A 21,959-nucleotide genomic window follows, 5' to 3' on the forward strand; every position below is an offset into this window, starting at 1 on the left:
GTTAATGACTGTTTACTAATGGATATCCAGGACTTTTAATGTCGCTTCGCTTGAAGAGCTCTACTTGGAATTAACGGCTTTTAGCTTTTTTGAACAGTGAATGCATATTAAAGCAGATAAGGAGTGTAAGCTTATGAATACATATAAAATCGAACAAGTAGCGCGATTCTTCGGAGTAAACGATGCAACGATCATCACATGGCTGAAAGTCGGTAGGATTATTGATGCATATCTTCCAAGTGATAATATGCAGTGTCAAATTCAAGAAACGGCTATGTATAAATCAATTAGTAAAGACATACCAATTAATGAAATCGTGGAACTTTATGAAATAGAACAAAAACGAACAAGTTTACGTCCGATGACACTTGCACAAGAACAACAGGAGATTTTGGATGTTATCTCATTCTTTGAAACTAAGTATGGCGGCACATATGAAGAAACACTCTTTAACAGAGAAAGTGAGTTAACGCTTTTAGAGAAGCGAGATATGGAAGAATGGGCTTATTTGCTATCAATAAATAAACTCAATTAGAACTAAATGAGCACATTGGGGCGATAATCTATGTTTAGAGTAAATCGATATAACAATTCAAAACGAAAGCAAAGAGCACACATCTCAAACAGAGATCGAGTGCTTTTTTAGTGCTCGTTACCTTCCTAACGGACCGTTCTAAGACGGAATTGTTCCAGAAGGCTACTACTTCGGCTAAGGAGAAGAGTTAATGTGAAAATACAACCCCGCAATCGTAACAGGGTAATTCGTATAACAAAAAATGATGTTTCGTCTGGATTTGAACGAGTGTTAAGGAATATAGAGATCAGCAAGGAAATTCTGGACAAAGGTTTAATTGATTCACGAAATCTAAAAAATATAGTTAGAGAGCTGAAAAAAAGAAGAGGATATTAAGAAGATTACGCACAGAATCCCGAATCTCAAAAGCAAGTACGGACTTATTGTAACTCATTTATTATGGTATTTATTAATGGGTGAAAATCAAACCGATAGAAGAGTATAACTTTAATTACGCAGAAGCCAAATAATTACGTAGATAATGGAAGTAGTCTATAATAGATTAATAGGGAAAAACTGGCGAAAATGAGGGGCGAGTCATGAATTTGAAGGATAAGATCACTAACTATCTGAAAGATAGAGATGGTTCAACTGATCGAGAAATTACAAACTCAATTTTAGGTAAAAATGAGCCACAACAGGTGGTTAACCAGACATGTAGGGCATTGGTAAGCAAAGGTGTTTTAAAAAGAGCTAATCGAAAAGATGGATTAATTGGCAACTATTTAGTCACTGAAATAAATGCTAAAGAAGCATCTCCAGTCGATCTGGCAGAGAGTTCGAAGATATTTAGTGAAGATAGTTTAAAGGAGATTCTGAAAAATCATTTGCATCTGAATGGATGGGTTACGCAAATTGCATGGGGGAAAACACCTGGTATTGATATCAATGCAATAAGAGGAACTGAGCGATGGATCATTGAAGTCAAAGGATTAGGGTCTTTAAGTGCAATGAATGTGAATTATTTTTTAGGTGTCCTTGCTGAAACGCTTCAAAGAATGGATGATCCTAATGCGAAGTATACGATTGCATTGCCAGATGTAAAGCAGTTTCGTAATCTTTGGAACAAGCTTCCTTTGTTAGCGAAGCGAAGAACTGGTATTACAGCAATCTTTATCGATACTGTAGGAACTATAAACGAGTGTGAAATCTAAAGAGAAGAGATTCTAAAAAAATTTTTATGGGCTACTTTATTGCTTTGATAGAACACTGTCTGTGTATGAGTTTGCTGAATCATTAGGGTAATATTACGATTTTGATCGATCGGATTCGGATTCGGATATGGATATGGAAGGAATACACATAATGAAGTTTAGAGAGGACTTCTTTGTTCGCAAGAAAAATGAAATTGGCGTTTCTTTAAATGAGGTGCAGAAGAAGGCCGTTCTCCAGACAGACGGTCCGCTGCTTCTGCTTGCATCCCCTGGTTCTGGTAAGACGACGACTATCATTATGCGCATCGGCTATCTAATTGAGGAACTGGGAGTGCATCCATCAAGAATAAAAGCTGTAACGTTTAGCCGCGCAGCAGCGGGTGACATGGAGGAGAGATTTAAACGGTTTTTTCCTGATCTTACGCCCGTAAATTTTTCGACCATACATAGCTTTGCTTTTGAAGTGGTGCGCGAATTCTTTCGGAGAACAAGAACGGCTTTTCAGATTATTGAAGGCGATGTGGATTTAGCTTCGGAGCAGGAGGAAGTCGATTCTGAAAGTCCCCCGTTACATAAGAAAATAATCTTGCGCAAGCTCTTCAAGACGATTGTAGGAGAGAACATTACTGAAGATCAGTTGGAAGAGCTAACAACTTATATAAGCTACATTAAAAACAAGATGATTCTACCAGAGGACTGGTCTAAGGTTCATGTTGATGTTCCTAAAGCAGAGTCGATCTTTCATGCATATGAGGCGTACAAGAAGACGGGGCATAACAAGTTGTTAGTTGATTTTGACGACATGCTTGTTATCGGGGAACAAGTATTAGAGAAGGATGGAGAACTACTTCGACAATACCAACAGAAGTTTGACTATCTTCTGACAGATGAAAGTCAGGATACATCGTTGGTTCAACATGCGATTATTGAGAAACTCACTCGATTACATCGGAACCTTTGTGTAGTTGCCGACGATGATCAGAGCATTTATAGCTGGCGGGGGGCGGAGCCTTCCTATCTTTTGAACTTTAAGGAGTTATATCCTAATGCCGTAACGTTATTTATGGAACAGAATTATCGGTCATCAAAGGATATCGTGGGAATTGCAAATGAATTCATCAAGCGAAATAAGAATCGGTACGCCAAGAATATGTTCACCAAGAATCCATCAAATAAGCCGATTAAGATCAGAAGTTTCGCTGATCACATCTATCAAGCAAAATATTTGGTGCAGGAAATTCAGCAAATTGAGAATCTGGCTGAAGTGGCAGTGTTATATCGTAATAACTCTTCATCCATTACTTTAATGAATGAGTTTGATCGGGCGGGCATTCCGTTCTACATGAAGGATGCCGATAATCGGTTTTTCTCACATTGGGTAGTTAATGATATTTTGAATTTCATGAGAATGACATTTACTCACAAGCGAGCTGATATTCTGGAGAAAATTTATTTGAAGTTTAACTGCTATATTACTAAGCAGCAAATGGCAGCTTTAAAAAAGATCGACAATAACGAATCAGTGTTTGACAACTTACTGAACTACGTTCAATTGCAGGATTTCCAGCATAAGCAATTGGTTGAGCGTAAAGAGACATTTACACAAATGAAAGGAATGCCGCCGCGACATGCTATCCGTGTAATTAGAGAAAGATTGGGCTATGAAAAGGTTATTGAGAAGATGTGTGAGCGTCTTGGCTTCCGAAAAGAATACTTGATTGGCATCTTGAACACATTGGAAGAGATTGCAGGTTCTCTGGCGACAATGGGGGAGTTTGCAGATCGGTTAAAGTACCTGGAGTCGGTATTAAAGAATGCCAAATTAAGAAGAGGGCAGAATGTTGTCACTCTGTCGACTTTCCATAGTTCGAAAGGCCTTGAGTTTCAAACGGTATACATGATCGATTTAATAGAGGGAATTATTCCATCGGTAAGTGAAGTCATGAATGAACCACACATGGAAGAAGCGACCCGCTTGTTCTACGTGGGCATGACAAGGGCAAAGAAAAATTTAGAATTAATCGTGTACAGAAAACGAGATGGTGAAAATGCAACAGAGTCGCAATACGTAACAGCGGTTAGGAACAGCTTGAAACCATCAAAGGTGAACCAGAAGAAGGAGGAGTCAAGAAAAAGAGGAAGTAAAATTGTTCCAAACGCACATAACACCAATGCTATAAAAAGTTCGGAAAAATTAAGCAAGATCCTACATCATCTCAGATTAGATAAGAAAGAGGATATCTTCAAGAATTATAGCCCAACTCAAGAAACACCATCTAAAGATGATCCTAAATACGGAATAGAGTATTATCGCGGAGTCGTTGAAAAGATGAAATCTTCTTCTACTATCTTGGATTCCAATCCCTCATTTAAGGAACGAATCAAAGAATGTGAACAAGAATTTGAGCGTTTCAAAGAGACAGGAATCATCTCTTATCAATTAAAGACTAAAACAGAACATATGGAACGTGCACTGGCATCTAAAAAATACTTGCAGGAATTTCAAACCTAACAATTTCTTCGTACGATTAAAAACAGTGGTGGGAGGTTCAATCCATGATTGCTCAAGGAATAATTGTTCAAAGTAATTCTGTGTTGATGGTTAGAGAAATTGTAGACCGTGGGGATATCGTTTGGAACTTTCCAGGTGGTGGTATCGATCAAAATGAAACCCCTGAGCACGCTTGTATCAGAGAAATCAAAGAAGAAACTGGATATGATGTAAGGATCAGAACACTGCTTCATGAAAAAAATGAAAAATACACTTATATAGCAGAAATCAATGGCGGAGAACTCTTTCTTGATACTGAGAACGAACAAGACATCGTTGAAATTGCTTGGATAAACTTAAACGACAATGATAAGTTTGATTCTATTACTTCTCCTATGTTAAATCTATATTTGGAGACAGTAGGTTAATTTCCACAAGGCTACGCATAAGCCGTGTCACCCTACATTTGAATCGCTTATTTGATGAAACTTCTGCAAGCTTGATCGTTTATTTGACTGGTAAGTAGCAAACACAGGGGCACAGAGTAATGAGGGCAGTAAAGGAACTGAAATCGAAGGTTAACGGTTTGGAGGTAATTGCTTTGGTAAATCAGACAGGAAACATAATTTATCTTGTGGAAGATTTAGTTGAAGAAAAGCTACTTGCAAATTTAAATCCAGTGAATAATCCTAATTCAAAATATTTAAAGGCAGAATTTAACCCTAATGAAGAATCTTTTGTTGATTTTATAGTGAAGAATTTCAATAATACTATTGGCAAAAATTCAAAAAACAAACTATTAGCTCGTTGGTTAAAAAAATACTATGATTGGCGTACTCAAGATCATGAGACAGATGAATATAATTTTTTAGATGAACATACCAGTGTATTGAATAAAATTTCGACAGGTAATATTAGAGCATTATTGCAATTAGCATTTGATGTTTACTGTCTTCAGATAGAGAATAGTTTTCCAAAACGTTTGCGAAAGAGATTGCAAAATATTGATCACTTCCAAGGGGTAAAGTATGAGATTTCTGTAGCATCATTAATGCTTAGAGCAGGTTTCGACATAGATTATGACGTTGTTGAAACTAATAATTACGGAAAATCTTGTGAGTTTATTGCGACTCATAGAGAAACGAAGGATAGAATTGGTATTGAGGCTAAAAGTAAAAAATTTAAAGGTGTATTAGATTCATCATCTGGTGAAATGAAGGATCATTTTTTAAGTAGATTGCTTAGTGATGCAAAAAAACAAGCTCCAAATCATCTTCCTTTTATTATTTTTCTTGATTCGAATCTCAAACCAGGTAAGAATCTTCATTTAGGAGAGATACCCTACTTTAATGACTTATCCTCTTTAATTGAGGGGGATCATAATAGGTACATAAATGATTATAAAAAAACCCCATATAATTATATTATTGTTACAAATTATTCAGATCATTATCTTGGAAATGAATTAGCACCAGATAAAACTTCATTTTGTGTTTTGGGATCTACCAACCCAAATTACTATTTTAACGATGATCAAAGAATAAAATCAGATTTGATATGTAGTTTACAAAATTATACTAAAGGGATTAACTTGGTAACAAGAAAGGTCTTAAGGTATTGATAGATGTAAATAGGAGTGAACTTATTTGGAAATAAGCTTAGGCGAAAACATTAGAGTGCAACGTGAGGCTTGGCACTGCGTGGTATCTTGATGAATTAATAAATCTGAACTATGGTGAAAACGACGCTTTTCGGAAATAATCAGAGCGTACTAAAACATAGACAAGCACCGTATTCATCGTCAACATCATTCAACGAAGTTCTTGAGCTTATATGATTATGAATCCACAGGTTAGAATAAATTGAACTTGACGACTGAAGCGGAGTATGCACCATCTTACCATTAGTGAATTTCTCAGATTGTTATCGTACAGGCACGAAGTGCTTATAATACATGGCTCAAGACATGGCTCAAGTTTTGAAGGATCTCATTAGAGAAAATTTGGAGGTGCTATTTGCATGAACGATAACAGAATGAAAGACCAAGAATTTGAGGCTTTTGGTGGAGAAGAGAAGGAAGAGGGAAACTCAATTAATCCAAATTTCGGACTCCTACTTAAACATTTAAGAGTGCGAGTAAAAGGAATGAGTATACGGGAATTGGCTGAAGGTGCACGGATATCTCCTGCATATTTGAATCGTTTAGAGCGAGGCAAGCGTAATCCAACTATTCTAACAGTATACAGACTTGCAAAAGCTCTCGAAATTCCGTATTCAAATTTAATGGAACCTGCATTTCAACAAATGGAACCACAGGAAGTGCCTACTTTAGTTGACGTAATAATTAGAAACACCTTTACAATTAAGAGTCACGTATCAAATAAGGAATCCAAAATATTGGTGGTGAAAATTATTGAGTATATTATTGACTGCGAATGGAGTTCCAAAAGCAAATGCAAAGATCTGTATCTGTTATCGGAGATGATGGAGGAGCTTAAGGGGGCAATATGAAATTAAGGATCATGGGGTATTAAATTCGATGTTATGGTGTGAACCGCTATTTTTAGCGGTTTTTTCTTTTGCCCTGCATATTGCATGTCCAAAAAAGTAAGAATAAAATAAGAATAAAGTGAAATTGAAGTGTGCTGAGGTGACCGATGTTGGAGGTTAAGCTCTTTTATAAGACGCAAAGGGATCTTGCGAATTCAGTGAATCAAATCGTCGACGCATATTGGTGTAGTGATATAAGTGAGGATGATTTCATAAGACATGTTTCGGCGATATACTTAAATAATTCGAACAAGATTATAAAACAGAATGGTTTTACTACGATCCTAAAGCAACAATGCGGGAAAAGAAGGCTTGATGTTATTGAACGGATATTAAAGTTAAACGGATTTATTCACGATACACAATCTACAGGTTGAAAGAAGGTGATTGCGATATGTCTCAAGAATTAGAATATAGTGCCACTCTAACTGGTGCTTCGTTCATGTTTTATGAGTTCAAGCAGGTCGTAAGTCTTAGATTACAGGGATTCGACGAACAAGAAATAAGGGAGAAGGTTCTTTCTGAAAACCTGTTTCAGTATCAGGTTAATGCAAGTTTAAAACGAAGCTTGCCATCAGTATTGCGCAGAGTAAGTGTTCTGGATGATACGTTGTCTCAATTGATGTTGGAACGGTCTTTGGAGACAGGGAAAACCGTTAACCTATACGCTATCATGAAGACGGACAGGCTGTTTTTCGAATTCATGAACGAGGTTATTCGTGAAAAGCTTGAATCGAGCAACTATCTTTTAGAGAAGAAAGACATCAATCTCTATTTCACCTCTAAGGCAGAACAAGATGTAGGGGTAGCAAGTTGGACGGAGCAAACGATTAAGAAATTGAAGAACGTCATACAGCGGATCTTACTTGAGTCAGGCATCTTGAAGGATAAGAAGTCGGGTCAACTAAGTAGGCTTCTGATGGATGATCAGTTAAAAAAACATTTGATACATATTGGAGACATTGCTTATATTCGAGCAATGGGCGAGGTATAAAGCATGGCGAACATTAAAGGCAGACTCGACAAGATCATGCCGAAGATCAAGGAAGATAAGTTCATTGAGGGTAGAGGATTGGGGAACGAGATCAGCTTCTATGTGTTCGATTATGAGCCTGAGCATGAACTACTCATTCGAGATTATATCTCGTTTATATTGAAGGAGTTCAGTCATGAAGGATCTGGCCGCCGAATCATTGAGTTCGATCTGTACAAGTTGCTTATTGAGATTGCGAAAGAAAAGCGAGTTTATGATCGGATTCCTCAAATGGAAGAGAAGCAGGGGAAGGAAGCCTTGTTTAAGGCAATGGCTAATTTTGCGAAACCTGATATCTTTCTGCAGAAGATTAAGGAGAAACAGGGCGATCATAATGTCGTATTTATTACTGGCGTAGGAAAAGTTTATCCATTTGTACGATCGCATAACATCTTGAACAATCTTCAAGAGGTGCTGGATAAAGTACCTGTTATCATGTTCTTCCCAGGTAAGTACGATGGTCTATCGCTACGATTGTTTGACCGCTTCAAAGATGACAATTATTATAGAGCATTCCGTTTAGTGGATTAAGCAGAGGGGGAAGGTTTGTGTTGATTAAGGACATGTTCGTAAAGGACATTGAACGTAACATTAAAGGGGTTATAAAAGTTGCTCAGACCGATGAAAATAACATTTATCAAGAACTTGATGAGTATGTCGTAACACGGGAACTTAACAAGCACTTATCAAAGTTTTATGAGAATTATCAGCAAGGGATAGATGGAACGACTGATAAGATGGGTGTTTGGATTTCGGGCTTCTTTGGTTCGGGTAAATCGCATTTTTTGAAAATCCTTGCTTACTTGTTGGAAAATAAGAAAGCAATGGACAAACGGGCCGTTGATTTCTTTGCTAATAAAATTCAAGACGAACTTGTTTACGCAAATATGAAACGAACGGTAAACGTCGAAACAGAAGTAATTCTCTTTAATATTGACTCGAAAAGCTCCTTGGATAACAAATCAAAGGAGGATGCTATTCTTCGTGTGTTCACGAAAGTCTTTTACGAGCATCAAGGCTTCTATGGAGATATTCCTGGCGTTGCCGAAATGGAAAAGTATCTGTCCAAAGAAGGCGTATATGAGGACTTTAAGCGGGAATTTAAAACTGTGGCGGGTGAAGAGTGGGTAGACCGCAGGAACACCTTCTATTTTGATGCCGACTACGTTATCGGTTCATTAACCAAGGTTACTTCGATGTCTGAAGAAACAGCAAGAAACTGGTTTGAGAATGGCGTTAATAACTTTGAAATCAGCATCGAAAAGTTTTCCAAAGACGTTAAGGAGTATATAGCTCAGAAAGGAAACAACTTTCACCTGATCTTCTTGGTAGATGAGATTGGACAATATATCGGTGATAGCCGCCAATTAATGCTAAACCTTCAAACGCTGGCTGAAGACCTTGGAACACATTGTCAGGGTAAAGTGTGGATAGTGGTTACTTCGCAGGAAAGTATCGACAGCATTGTGAAAGTAAAAGGTGATGACTTCTCTCGTATTCAAGGACGTTTCGATACGAGACTATCATTATCTTCTATATCGGTTGATGAGGTTATTAAAAAGCGGATTCTTGAAAAGAAGGAGCACGTTTCTGACAAGCTGAAGCTTCTTCACCATGAGAAGAGTGCAACGCTTAAAAACCTCATTAGTTTTAAGGATAGCACAGCCGATTTGCGTGGATATGAGAATGATTTGGAATTTTCGGATGTTTATCCATTCCTTCCATATCAGTTTAAACTTCTTCAAAACGTTTTCGAACAGGTACGTAAACATGGTAGTTCGGGTAAGCATTTGTCGGAAGGAGAGCGCTCCATGCTCTCGGCATTCAAAGAAGCTGGCTTACGATTTAAAGCTGCTGAAGAAGGAACACTTATTCCTTTTTATGCGTTTTATGACACAATTAAAGAGTTTTTAACCCCTTCCGTTGCGAGGGTTATTGATGGTGCGTATCAGAATCATGCGTTACGTGACGATGAGTTTAACATGGATTTGCTGAAAGTGTTGTTTATGATCAAATACGTGAAAGAGGTTCCTGCGAATCTGGACAACATTGCTACGCTCATGGTAACGAAAATTGATGAAGATAAGCTTGCACTAAAGGAGAAAATAAAGATTTCCCTTCGAAAACTGATTTCAGAAACACTTATTCAAAAGAATGGTGATTTCTACTTATTCTTAACAGACGATGAACAGGATATTAACCGTGAGATCAAAGCGATGAAAATTGAAGAGGATATACTCAAGCGTGAGCTTGCGAATTATATCTATCAAGATCTGTATGATGATAAAAAATACCGTTACTCGGCGCAATACCAGTTTTCTTACAATCAAAAAATGGATGAGAAGAACATTGGCAATCAAACGTCGAGCATAGGAATTAATATACTCTCACCATTATCTGATCACTATGTCAAATCAGAACAAGAGCTGATGCTTATGTCATCAGGCACAGGAGAGATGATTCTGAAGCTCGGCGGCAGTGAAGCATACGTCGAGGAGATGGAAGAAGTCCTCAAGATTGAGGAATATCGAAAAAAGAAAGTTCCGACTCAGCTTCCAGAGAGCATACAGAATATTTTAAACAATAAACAAGCAGAGGCAAGGGATCGTAAGCGCCGAGTAAAAGATATGCTGGAAGAGGCTATAAAAGGTGGTACATTCTATATCAATGGAAATAAAGCCGAGGTTAAAGGCTCGACGGTTAAAGAGCGCTTAAATGCTGGATTTCTTACCTTGGTAGAAAACGTGTATACGAAGCTGAATTATGTTAAGACCTTCCTGGATTCAGAAAAAGACTTGAGTTTAATTCTTAGAAAGAATTATGAGCAACTGACCATTGATGGCGCATCGTCTAATACAAATGAGCTTGCAATTAAGGAAGTTATGGACTTTATTTCTTTACAGGATAACATCCAAAAGCAAGTGCGGGTAAAAACAATTTTGGATCGCTACAAGGATAAGCCGTATGGCTGGAAGGAACTTGACATTTCGGGTTTGATAGCAGAACTGATGAAAGAACAGCGGATTCGACTGCGACTAAACTCGGAATATCTGGAGTCAGAAGATGGAAATACCGTAAATGCACTAACCAAATCGAGTGACATTGATCGAGTAATCATTGTAAGACGTGTGATTGTGGACGAAGCATTACTGAAGGTTGCAAAGAACGTATGTAAGCAAGTATTTAATAAATCAGATGTCGCTGATGATGAGGATGGGCTGATAAAGGACATTCGAGGACTAATAGACGATCAGATTAAAGAAATCAATGCCCTCAAAAACCGCTATGAAGGGAGAAAGTATCCTGGCGGAAGTCTCTTGAATAAAGGACTTGAGTATTTTGGTGAGTTTACAAAAGGTCTGGACAATGTATCCTTCTTCACAAAGTTGCGTGAGCTGGAAGATAACCTCTTAGAATGGGAAGAAGATGTTACATATGTGAAGAGCTTCTTTACATCACAAAAAGACATTTTTGACAAAGGACTTCGAGCAATCGATAAGTATAAAGAGAACGATGTCTACTTATCGAGTAACGAGATCAAAAGTTATGCTGATAAGTTGCAAGAGATCTTAATTAATCCACAGCCATATCGGGAAATTAAAGATATCCCTGAACTGGTGAATAAAATTGATGAGCACAGCAGGATCATACTTGAAGAGAAAAAGGGTGTGGCGAAAAACGTCATTAATTTGGATCTTCATTATCTTACTTTACGTGCAAATGAAGACGGTGTGTCTGAAGCTACGAAAAAACGGATTCTGGATTATTATGAAGACTTGATTAGTGTAATGAATAATCTTGACAATATCTTTAAGGTGGATGCATCAATAACACAAAGTTCTAATTTTAAAGAGAAACAGAGTGTTATTATAAATCATGAAATTAGTGATTTTGAAAGGGAACAACAAGGGGAACCGCCAGTTTCATGGGATGGTGGGGGAGATAAAACACCAGTTATAGTAAAAGCTGTTTCTCAAAAAGAACGAGTGAAAGTGAACGATCTACTTGCTACTAAGACATTAAGAACGGAAGCTGAAGTAGATATGTTACTAAACACATTGTCTGCAAAGTTGAAGCAGATATTAAAGAATAACAAACAAATCGAGTTTATTGATTAATCAAGAGCGTGGTCTATGGCCACGGCTCTTGATTACTTAAAACACATTCCATCATGGGTTGGTGAAAAGCAAGAATGAATAAAGCAACATTGAAAAGTTTTGCTACTAACGCTCATAAAGAACTGATTGAGAAAGTCAAAGCAAGGGCTTATAAATTAGGAATTACTGAAGATAACATCAAGAATACTCAATTCGAAAGTTCAGATGCAATTTATATCAACGGTAAGCAACTCACCGCAACGGAAAAGAGACAAAGGGAGAAACTAATATCTCGAATTAAAGAAATCGGGTATACGCAGGTTGTTGAGGAAGTCGCATATACCTGGTTTAACCGATTCACTGCGTTGAGGTTCATGGAGATAAATAATTATCTCCCTACTAAGGTAAGAGTACTGTCATCCAGTAATATCGACAGCAATGAACCCGATATTATTAAAGAGGCATTGATCATTGAATTAGATATTGATAAGGAGCTGGTATACGAGTTAAAGCTCAATAACAAAACAGAAGACCTGTTCAAATATTTAATTATTAAGCAATGTAACAGTTTGAATAAAGTCCTACCGTTCATGTTTGAAACGATTGATGATTATAAAGAGATCCTTTTTCCTGAAGGATTGTTGACAAAAGATTCGTTCCTAAGAAAAATGACTTATACGGATGCAATTTCTGAAACAGATTGGGAACAAGTTGAGATTATTGGCTGGTTATATCAATTTTATATTTCTGATGAAAAAGACAGGGTTTTTAAAGATAAAGCTAAGTTCAATGCTGAAGAAATCCCCTATGCGACACAACTCTTTACACCAGATTGGATTGTCCGATACATGGTACAGAACTCTCTCGGACGTTATTGGATTGAGGGACATTCTGAACACAGGAGTTTATCAAAGACTTGGGAATTTTATCTTCAAGATCAGAATCGGGAATCAGAGATAGAAGAGAAGCTTGCTCCATACGTAAACAAAGAATTGAATGTTGAGAGTATTAAGTGTTTCGATCCTGCGATGGGAAGCGGTCACATACTCGTTTACATGTTTGAGGTGTTATACGAAATATATATTAGATGTGGTTATATGGAACGTGAAATACCAAGGCTTATTATTGAAAATAATTTGTTTGGACTGGATATAGATGATCGAGCATATCAACTGGCTTGTTTTTCGGTCGTTATGAAGGCAATGGAGTATAACAAACGTTTCTTTAGAAGTATTGAAAAAGATGGATTGACACTAAATCTGGCTTCGATACAAGAGTCAAACAGTCTTACTAATGAAGAAGTTGCATTTATTGCAGGAGTAGAAATAGGGGATAAATATAATATTACAAAGATTTTTATTGAACAATTTAAAGAAGCAAAGACATTGGGTTCTCTCATTAAAGTTAGTGTGTACCCTCATGAATTTTTAGAGCAAAGATTAAAGATTATCAAGGAACAATCTATCGATGATTTGTTTATGATTGAAAAAAGGGAAAAGGCTTTAGCGATCCTATCACATTTAATTAAACAAGCAAGTATTATGTACAACTTTTATGATGTTGTTGTTACAAACCCACCGTACATGGGTTCAAAAAATATGAATGCAGTTTTATCAAATTTTTTAAGTAAACATTACCCTGATTCAAAGGCAGATCTATTTGCAGCCTTTATGGAAGTGGATCACTATTTAAAAGAATACAGTTTTTATGCGAGTATTAATCAGCATTCATGGATGTTTTTATCAAGCTTTGTAAAATTAAGAGAAAAGGTAGTTCGTAACAAATTTATAGATTCAATGTTGCATTTAGGGCCAAGAGCATTTGAGGAGATAGGCGGTGAAGTGGTTCAATCTACAGCCTTTGTACTAAGAAATATTGCAATAAAAAATACTAAAGGTATTTATTTACGATTAGTTGATGAAAAAAATGCCAAAGATAAAAGAGACAAAGCATTAGATATGATCCAAAACTCTGAAGTTTCTTATCGTTTTTTATTCAATCAAGAAAATTTTAAATCCATTCCAGGTAGTCTTTTGGCATATTGGGTAAGTGAAAACATTACTAAAAACTTTCTCGAACCTTCTGTAGGAACAAAAATGGTAACAAGAGAAGGTATGGCAACAGCTGATAATGACAAATTCTTGAAAAACTGGTATGAAGTAAAGTTAACAAAAATAGTCTTCGGATGTAAAAGTAATGAAAGTGCTTTGGAGGTTAAAGGAAAGTGGTTCCCTTATAACAAAGGCGGGAGCTACAGAAAGTGGTACGGGAACAATGATTATATTGTAAATTGGGAGAATGACGGCTTTGAGATTAGGAATAATATTGATGTGAAAACAGGCAGAATAAGGTCACATAATTATAATGGAGATTTTGGATTTAAAAAAGGTATTACTTGGTCTGCATTGAGTACGGGCAGTATCTCTGTAAGATACTCTGATTATGGTTTCCTTTTTGATTCTAAAGGAGCTAAGGGATTTTGTGATGATGACTCAGAGCTATACTATATATTTGGGTTGTTAAATAGCAAGATTGGTATGGCTTATCTTGAATTTCTTTCCCCGACAATGGACTTTAAAGTTGGGGATGTAATTCAGATTCCTCTTCTTACATCGAATATAAAAAGTCACATTGTTAATAAAGTGAATGAAAATGTATTAATTTCTAAACAAGATTGGGATTCCTATGAAACATCATGGGATTTTATTAAGCATCCACTGATTAAGTATCCAACATCAAGCCTTTCTTCAGCCTTCGAGAGTTGGAAGGAATCCACCAAGAATTTATTTAATCAGCTCAAGTCAAATGAGGAAGAGATAAACAGATTATTCATCGAAATGTATGGCATGTATGAAGAGTTAATTCCAGATGTTGAGGATAAAGATATTACTATTCAAAAAGCAGAACTTGAAGGTGATATTAAGAGTTTTATATCTTATGCAATCGGATGTTCGTTTGGTCGTTATTCGTTAGATGAAGAGGGACTTGTTTGTGCTGGAGGAGTTTTTGATCCCTCTCGTTATAGAGCATTCCCTGCGGATAAAGATAACATCATTCCAGTTTTGTCTGAAGCGTATTTCAGTGATGATATTTCAACTCAATTTGTGAAATTTATTGCTGTTACGTTTGGAGAGGAGAAACTATATGAGAACCTTGATTTTATAGCCGATGCGATCGGAAGGAAAAACTCCGAAACCTCAAAGGAGACAATAAATCGATATTTGTTAAATGATTATTTCAAAGACCATGTTCAAACATATAAGAAAAAACCGATCTATTGGATGTTTACTTCTGGAAAACAAAGAGCTTTCAATTGCTTAATTTATATGCACCGATACGATAAATCAACATTGTCGAGAATCAGAACTGATTATTTACATGAACTTCAGATTCGGATGGAGGCTGAGAAGAAAACGCTGCTTGATATCATCAATGGAGATGGAACTACAAAGGAAATTACAAATGCGAAGAAAGTACTGAAGTCACTTGATCTAAAGATTGAAGAACTACGGGTTTACGACGAAAAGCTTCACCATATGGCTGATATGCAAATTGAGATCGATTTTGATGAAGGTGTTGCTTTAAATTATGCGAAGTTTGAAGGCTTGCTCGCTCCAATCAGATAATTTGGTTACAATGGGGATATACCAGTTTTGGTGTATCCCCGTTTTTAAGCTTGGGTAGGAAGGTGTTGATGAATCAATGAATATGGACGAAGTCATAAAGGCACTCCAGGAAGCCTTTCTTCAGCCACATGCTGAAGGTGAGCACCGTAAGATTATTTTCTGGTTTGATAAAGACCAGGAATTTGCTGAATACATACAAGAAATTTTTATCGAGAACGTCAATGTACATATATTGTCGGAAGGAAATCAATTCTACACTAAGGTCTTGCTCGAAGAAGAGGACCCTAAATCGAACTATTTGATATATTCCAACCTCGACATGAGTGTGGAGGACAACTGGTTGTTGGATACAGTTCTGTATTCAAAGACCTTCTATGCAGATAAGTTATCTCTCATTATGAACGAGCTGAAAATAGATCCATCACTCCGTAGTACGGTGAAGAATTACGAGAAATTCTTCGGAAGTAAGGACAGGGTTCGAAAGTTCAAAAGTTTTGAAGTGTCAACTTTTACTGAAAGCACGATTGAATTGACCATGATGAGTGCATTGTGTAACCTCAAAACTCCTGATTTTGAAGATGTCCTGAAGATTGTTCTTATGGACTCACTTGATGACAGTGAGAACAAACATTTAGATTCAATTGCGAAATATGTCGGCTTAGAGGTGTTTTGGAATGCAGTAGCCGAGAGATATGGCTATGAGCAACTTCAGAAATCACTTAAGACATTGTTCATCCATTTGACAGTTACAGCGCTAAGTCATGCGATTGATGAAGTAAGACTTTCGCAGTTCAAGAATTATATTGCTAATCGTAATAAGTCCAGTGCACTGGTGTTCATCGATCACTGGATGCATCATAAGTCAGATTATCACCTATATGACCAGTATGCTGAAATTACTGAGAAAGAAATTAAACTGTCGGATGTTGTGAATCAGCTTGCTGTTGAAGAATTCAAGGCGGCGGATACTTTTCCGTATTTTGATCGAGCCATCATCATCTATATCGCTAACAGTTTAGAAGATCGGCTGGAGGATTATGATTTATATACGAAGTTAATTAACTTGCGGAGAGTAAAGCATTACTACGAGCGATATCAGTCTATTTATGAAGCTCTTTACAACACGGTTAAGATGTTCGAATTCCACAAGAAGTACAGCATGGGCATTCCTAAAACACAAGCAGTGGACATGTATAAAGCATATGTAAATGACTATCATCAAATGGATATGTACTATCGGAAGTTCTACGTTGCGTACGACAATGAAGCCAATAGTGAAATCCTAAAAAAGCTCAAAGCGATGGTCGAGAACTTATACACCAACTGGTTTATGAGTGAGTTAAGTTCACATTGGTCTGCTATGGTGCATGACGAAATGAAATTCAACTGGGTCCTACCAGGTATCCAAAGCCAGAAAAACTTTTATCGCAGCTTTATTGCCCCGAAGATCTCTAATGGTGATAGGGTATTTGTGATTATTTCGGACGCCTTGAGGTATGAGGTTGCAGTGGAATTGACGGAAAAGTTGAACTCGGAGACAAAAGGAGCTTGTGACATTCAGCCATTGTTAGGCGTACTTCCTTCCGTAACGAAAATGGGAATGGCAGCGCTTCTGCCGCATAAGAACTTGGAGATTGATCTAAGTGGTAAAGTGTTGGTCAATGGAAAATCCTCCAGTGGCTTAGATAAAAGAATCGAAATCTTGCAAGGAGCCGTAGCTGATAGTACAGCTACTCACTATCAAGAGTTAAAGAACATGAATAAAGCTGGACGCAGGGAAACGTTCAAGGGCAAGAAGCTGGTGTATATTTATCACGATAGCATCGATGCAACAGGCGATAAGGCGTCCACTGAGGTTTATACGTTTACAGCTGTAGAACGTGCGATCGATGAGTTATACGAAATCGTTAAGATTATTCGTGACGACTTGAGCGGTACGAATATTTTTATTACGGCTGACCATGGTTTTTTATACCAGCGTCAAGCATTAGAAGAAAGTGACAAGATTGAGAAGGAAGGCATTCAAGCATTCGAAGTGAAACGCAGACATCTCTTTACACAAGAACAGGGAGAACGAAGCGGTCTTCTTGATATCAATATGAATAGTTTGATTCTTAATGAACATAAAATTACGACATACGTTCCAAAAGCGACGATTCGCTTCAAGATCCAAGGTAGTGGAGCTAACTTCGTACATGGCGGAGCCAGCCTGCAAGAGATAGTTGTGCCGCTAATACAATTTAAAAATATCCGTAGCGGTCAGAAAAACAGTCGTGAAATTGAAAAGGTTGATCTAAAGCTAACTAATACCACCAGAAAGATCACGAATAGCCTGTTCAACTTAACCTTCTTCCAGACTGAAAAGGTGGAGGACAAACGTGTTCCTCGTACTGTGAAGATTTTCATGACGGATGAGACGGATACAGTGATTAGTAACGAAGAGATGTTGATTTGTGACCGAACTTCGGACAAGCCTGATGAACGTACATTTAAGATCCGCTTTGCACTGAAGTCGATTCAATACGATAAAAATGCTAACTACTATCTCATTACAAAGGATGCCGAAACAAATATTGTTATCGAGAAAACAATGTTCAATATTAATCTGGGTATCGTGAGTGAATTCGATTTTTAATCGAGGGGAGGAAACTGAATGGAAGCTAACAATGAAGAACAATCATTTGACTTAGATCGCAAACTCAACCAGTTTTTTTCAGGAAGAGTCGTTCGAAAAGATCTAACGAAGTTAATGAAAGAAGGAGCTAACGTCCCCGTTTATGTTCTTGAGTATTTGCTCGGTATGTATGCGGCGACAGATGATGAGGATAACATTAGGGAGGGAGTTGGAAGGGTCAAGAAGATTCTCGCTGAGAATTTCGTAAGACCAGATGAAGCGGAGAAGGTTAAGTCAAGAATTCGGGAATTGGGACAGTATTCTGTTATTGATAAGATTACAGTTACGCTCAATGAGAAGATTGACTCCTATGTGGCGGAATTTTCGAATCTTGGACTTAAAGGAGTACCCATTTCGCCGAATTATGTTAAGGAGTACGATAAGCTCCTGGCTGGTGGAATCTGGTGCATGTTAAAGATGGACTATTTCTTCGACGAAGAAGTTCGAAACATGAACCCTTTTAGTATCAGTAGCCTCAAGCCTATTCAAATGCCAAATATGGATTTGAATGAGGTGTTTGAAGGTAGGAAGAGCTTCACGAAAGAAGAATGGATCGATGTTCTCATACGCTCGACAGGTATGGAGCCGACACAACTTGAGAGCAGAGTAAAATGGCATCTTTTACTTCGACTCGTACCACTCGTTGAGAATAACTATAACATGTGCGAATTGGGACCAAGAGGTACGGGGAAATCGCACGTTTATAAGGAAATATCGCCAAACTCGATTCTCGTCTCTGGTGGTCAATCGACAGTAGCCAATCTATTCTACAATATGTCTTCAAAGAAAGTTGGTCTTGTTGGACTTTGGGACACGGTAGCGTTCGACGAAGTAGCTGGGATAACCTTCAAAGATAGAGATGGCGTGCAAATAATGAAGGATTATATGGCATCAGGGTCATTTGCGCGCGGCAGGGAGGAGAAAGCGGCATCTGCTTCCATGGTATTTGTAGGGAACATTAATCAAAGCCTTGATTCATTAATTAAAACTTCTCATCTGTTTGCACCGTTTCCTGAAGCAATGGCAAATGACTCAGCCTTCTTTGATCGGATGCACTACTACTTGCCAGGCTGGGAAGTTCCGAAGATGCGGCCTGAATTCTTCACAGATAAATATGGATTCATTGTCGATTACTTGGCTGAGTATTTCAGAGAGATGCGGAAACGATCGTTCGCAGATACCGTGGATCGCTACTTTAAGCTCGGAAATAACTTGAATCAGAGAGATGTCATAGCGGTGCGTAAAACCGTTTCAGGGATGGTAAAGCTCCTGTATCCAAACGGTGAGTATACGAGGGATGACATTGAGGAGATCTTGAAATACGCACTTGAAGGAAGAAGAAGGGTCAAGGAGCAACTTAAAAAAATTGGTGGCATGGAATTTTACGATGTCCATTTCTCTTACATAGATAAGGAATCACTCAGTGAGGATTATGTTTCTGTTCCAGAACAAGGCGGAGGCAAGTTAATCCCTGAAGGGCTTGGCAAACCAGGGCACGTCTATACGGTAGGCCATGGCGATTCGGGCATGATTGGCGTGTACAAGCTGGAAAACCAGGTCGTCTCAGGTACAGGTAAGTTTGAAAAGTCGGGTGTTGGATCTCAACGTGAGGCAAAGGAGAGTTTGGATACGGCCTTCCGTTATTTCACGGCTAACTGCAAAAGCATCAGTGGTTCGATCAGTACCAAGACCAAAGATTATCTAATGCACATAAGTGATTTGCAAGGAATTGGTTTGACACGTGAATTGGCTATAGCCGAACTAATCGGTTTATGTTCTGGGGCATTAGAAAGACCTGTACAAGAGAGTATGGTTGTACTTGGAAACATGACCGTTGGGGGGACAATTTCAAAAGTGGATGAGTTTGCCAATACACTTCAGATTGCTGTGGACGCAGGGGCTAAGAAGGTTCTTATTCCAGCATCTTCTGTAGTGGATTTTCAAACAGTTCCGCCTGATTTACTTATTAAGGTTCAACCTGTATTTTACTCTGATCCAACAGATGCGGTATTTAAAGCATTGGGGGTTGGTTAAGCAATGGAATGGGACGAACAACGATTAACCAAGCTTATTGCTAATCTTGAATACGGATCAGCATATACCGTTCGGTATAAAGATACAGATAATGAAGATTGGTGTTATGATGTTTGGTATGAAAAAGAGAACACATTCTACTGTCTTCAGCAGATTTACATGTCGAATGGTGAGCCTGAAGAAGTTGGTGAAATTACGAGACATAATAGTTCTGAGATTTTAGTAAAACTCGTAGAAATGTCTTGTTTGATTGATTTTCAAATAAAAGAATGGTAGAAATTGTGTAGTCAATAGCTATGTAAGCAGCCGCGAATTAGCGGCTGCTTTTAGTATTAGAATAGTTGATCGATTAGTTCGATATCTTCATTGGAGAGCTGATCATGAAGGACGGATGGTTTGAAACTTATTCCTGAAATTTCTTGTGCGCTCAAAATATCCATAACTATTCTTCTAATTTCCTCATCCCGTGAACCTTTCACTTTCCTAATGTCATCTTCTATGACTCGACAAATATAATCACTTATATTCGGTTTCTGAACTAAGAATTTATAGACATGACGATAATCTTGCTTGAATGATATCGAGAGTCTATGCCGTTTTTCCACGTTGCTTTGCCTCCAGGATGACCAAAAAGCTGAGAGCGTTAGCCCACTGTGGATCTGAAGGTATGAAAGCCGCGGGATATTCAGTCAAAATATAATCTTTAAGTAGTAAAGATCCTCCTCCTACGCAGACCAGCTCGGTATTTGCGAAACTCAATTTACGACTCCGTGCAAAATTCAAAATTTCCTTTACATGGTTCAAAGTCAGTTTTTCGACGATCTCTTTGCTTTCGGATTGCTTTTCCCCATTCAGATACAGGTACTTGTCACGATAGACGGCTTCAACATCTGAGTCAGAAATCGATACACCATATCGTGTGGTCAATTGATCAGCGATTTTGCCGCGGAGTGTGGCAACACCATGGTCAGATGTGATCATTTTTTCGTATACGGGTATTAGGTTATTGAATTCCTGGAAGTTTACATTGAGTGAGCCGATATCTACGATTAGTAAGCGTTTATCACGATACTGATGGATTTCACTGTAAATGGGCCCCAGTCCTTCGGGCAAGAGTAAAAGTGTACTGATTCGAAAAGCAAAGGGTTTATTATTGTACGAGATGGCAATTATATCACCATTTCTCATTATGAAATCACTGAAGGCTGTTTTTTGCAATTCATTTTTATAAATGCTGAGTGGAATGTTCACTGCTAATGCAATATTAGCTAAGGCAATGCTTTGTTTTGATTTGCTGAGGAGTTGGGCTATTGCCAAGTAGATGCAAATTCTGTGTGTCTCTGATGCTTTGGTCAGGCGAAAATCCAATTTACTTTCATCTAACATGTCTCCGACTAAAAAATTCTTCCCTTCATACTCAATTATGAATGAATTAGGGGTGACCTCTATTCCTATATCTTGTACCTCCTCCATTTTGGTTTGGAACTTTACCTTCACATATTCACCGTCCTCAGTCATACATGCTTTGGTATGGCTTTTTCCGCTGTCTACCGCTATTAAAAATTGGTTGTGCATATAATTTCCCTCCTCATTTAGATTTATAGAATGATATGCAATTTTTGTCCGATGTAGTCGGACGTGTCGCATAATTTCGGTTGAATCATGTCTGACGTAGACGTATTTGTCGCATATAGAGCAAGGGACGGGGGGATAGTGAGGTATTAAC

Annotated in this window: 16 protein-coding genes; 14 read left to right on the top strand and 2 right to left on the bottom strand. The window is 37.9% G+C overall.

Features of this window, described 5'->3' with window-relative positions; translation table 11 throughout:
• The first annotated feature begins 133 nt into the window (after positions 1-133).
• From GT019_RS17210 to GT019_RS17275, 14 genes are all read left to right on the top strand, one after another.
• Positions 134-535, top strand: a complete 402-nt coding sequence (locus GT019_RS17210) for a hypothetical protein (RefSeq protein ID WP_161744423.1) — start codon at positions 134-136, stop codon at positions 533-535.
• Positions 536-1,113: 578 nt separating this feature from the next.
• Positions 1,114-1,728, top strand: coding sequence for a MarR family transcriptional regulator (locus GT019_RS17215; protein ID WP_161744424.1), 615 nt, complete (start codon positions 1,114-1,116; stop codon positions 1,726-1,728).
• Positions 1,729-1,879: 151 nt separating this feature from the next.
• Positions 1,880-4,240, top strand: a complete 2,361-nt coding sequence (locus GT019_RS17220; protein ID WP_161744425.1) for an ATP-dependent helicase — start codon at positions 1,880-1,882, stop codon at positions 4,238-4,240.
• A gap of 44 nt (positions 4,241-4,284) precedes the next feature.
• Positions 4,285-4,647, top strand: coding sequence for an NUDIX hydrolase (locus GT019_RS17225; RefSeq protein WP_161744426.1), 363 nt, complete (start codon positions 4,285-4,287; stop codon positions 4,645-4,647).
• Between the two features lie 119 nt (positions 4,648-4,766).
• The gene (locus GT019_RS17230) at positions 4,767-5,840 is read left to right on the top strand and encodes a hypothetical protein (protein ID WP_161744427.1); all 1,074 of its coding nucleotides are present in this window, start codon (positions 4,767-4,769) and stop codon (positions 5,838-5,840) included.
• Positions 5,841-6,238: 398 nt separating this feature from the next.
• Positions 6,239-6,730 carry a helix-turn-helix domain-containing protein gene (locus tag GT019_RS17235; RefSeq protein ID WP_161744428.1) on the top strand — a complete coding sequence of 164 codons (492 nt, stop codon included), beginning with the start codon at positions 6,239-6,241 and terminating at the stop codon, positions 6,728-6,730.
• A 146-nt stretch (positions 6,731-6,876) separates the two neighbouring features.
• Positions 6,877-7,146, top strand: coding sequence for a TIGR04540 family protein (locus tag GT019_RS17240; RefSeq protein ID WP_235948439.1), 270 nt, complete (start codon positions 6,877-6,879; stop codon positions 7,144-7,146).
• Positions 7,147-7,163: 17 nt separating this feature from the next.
• Positions 7,164-7,763, top strand: coding sequence for a DUF1819 family protein (locus tag GT019_RS17245; protein ID WP_161744430.1), 600 nt, complete (start codon positions 7,164-7,166; stop codon positions 7,761-7,763).
• Positions 7,764-7,766: 3 nt separating this feature from the next.
• Entirely contained in the window at positions 7,767-8,333 is a 567-nt protein-coding gene (locus GT019_RS17250) for a DUF1788 domain-containing protein (protein ID WP_161744431.1), read from the top strand.
• A gap of 17 nt (positions 8,334-8,350) precedes the next feature.
• The gene (brxC, locus tag GT019_RS17255; protein ID WP_161744432.1) at positions 8,351-11,920 is read left to right on the top strand and encodes a BREX system P-loop protein BrxC; all 3,570 of its coding nucleotides are present in this window, start codon (positions 8,351-8,353) and stop codon (positions 11,918-11,920) included.
• Between the two features lie 74 nt (positions 11,921-11,994).
• Positions 11,995-15,525, top strand: a complete 3,531-nt coding sequence (gene pglX, locus GT019_RS17260; RefSeq protein ID WP_161744433.1) for a BREX-1 system adenine-specific DNA-methyltransferase PglX — start codon at positions 11,995-11,997, stop codon at positions 15,523-15,525.
• A 76-nt stretch (positions 15,526-15,601) separates the two neighbouring features.
• Positions 15,602-18,160 (top strand): BREX-1 system phosphatase PglZ type A, encoded by a 2,559-nt coding sequence (pglZ, locus tag GT019_RS17265; RefSeq protein WP_161744434.1) that lies wholly within the window; start codon positions 15,602-15,604, stop codon positions 18,158-18,160.
• An 18-nt stretch (positions 18,161-18,178) separates the two neighbouring features.
• Entirely contained in the window at positions 18,179-20,233 is a 2,055-nt protein-coding gene (brxL, locus tag GT019_RS17270) for a protease Lon-related BREX system protein BrxL (protein ID WP_161744435.1), read from the top strand.
• Positions 20,234-20,236: 3 nt separating this feature from the next.
• On the top strand, positions 20,237-20,509 hold the full coding sequence (locus tag GT019_RS17275) for a hypothetical protein (protein WP_161744436.1): 273 nt from the start codon (positions 20,237-20,239) through the stop codon (positions 20,507-20,509).
• Positions 20,510-20,565: 56 nt separating this feature from the next.
• On the opposite strand, the gene GT019_RS17280 is transcribed toward GT019_RS17275, so the two are convergent.
• Positions 20,566-20,838: a hypothetical protein gene (locus GT019_RS17280; protein WP_161744437.1), complete on the bottom strand. Its 273-nt coding sequence runs from the start codon at positions 20,836-20,838 to the stop codon at positions 20,566-20,568.
• On the bottom strand, positions 20,822-21,808 hold the full coding sequence (locus GT019_RS17285) for a ParM/StbA family protein (protein WP_161744438.1): 987 nt from the start codon (positions 21,806-21,808) through the stop codon (positions 20,822-20,824). Before GT019_RS17285 ends, GT019_RS17280 begins: the two co-directional genes overlap by 17 nt.
• Positions 21,809-21,959 lie beyond the last annotated feature (151 nt).

It is taken from the genome of Paenibacillus glycinis, assembly GCF_009909185.1.
Lineage (GTDB): Bacteria > Bacillota > Bacilli > Paenibacillales > Paenibacillaceae > Paenibacillus_Z > Paenibacillus_Z glycinis.